The sequence below is a fragment of the Marinomonas sp. ABL3_031 genome (genome assembly GCF_056161265.1).
Map to the genome: position 1 here is coordinate 1 of NZ_JBSWYU010000037.1, position 739 is coordinate 739.

The 739-nt window shown below is 50.2% G+C and carries 1 rRNA gene; it reads left to right on the plus strand.

The window, feature by feature from the left end:
- A 23S ribosomal RNA gene (locus ACXAH2_RS17160) occupies positions 1–739 on the plus strand; the annotation flags it as partial.

Genomic DNA, 739 nt, shown 5'->3' on the forward strand with positions numbered 1-739 from the left:
CTGAGAATTGATGACGAGTCCTCTTTTGGACGAAGTGGTTGATGCCCTGCTTCCAGGAAAAACTTCTAAGCTTCAGATATGCATGAACCGTACCCCAAACCGACACAGGTGGTCAGGTAGAGAATACCAAGGCGCTTGAGAGAACTCGGGTGAAGGAACTAGGCAAAATGGTACCGTAACTTCGGGAGAAGGTACGCCGGCCGGTGTGAAGGACTTGCTCCGTAAGCACTAGTCGGTCGAAGATACCAGGTGGCTGCGACTGTTTATTAAAAACACAGCACTCTGCAAACACGAAAGTGGACGTATAGGGTGTGACGCCTGCCCGGTGCTTGAAGGTTAATTGATGGGGTTAGCTTAGGCGAAGCTCTTGATCGAAGCCCAAGTAAACGGCGGCCGTAACTATAACGGTCCTAAGGTAGCGAAATTCCTTGTCGGGTAAGTTCCGACCTGCACGAATGGCGTAACGATGGCCACACTGTCTCCACCCGAGACTCAGTGAAATTGAAATCGCAGTGAAGATGCTGTGTATCCGCGGCTAGACGGAAAGACCCCGTGAACCTTTACTATAGCTTCACAGTGAACTTTGAACCTACTTGTGTAGGATAGGTGGGAGGCTTTGAAACTAAGACGCCAGTTTTAGTGGAGCCGATCTTGAAATACCACCCTGGTATGTTTGAGGTTCTAACTCAGGTCCGTAATCCGGATCGAGGACACTGTGTGGTGGGTAGTTTGACTGGGG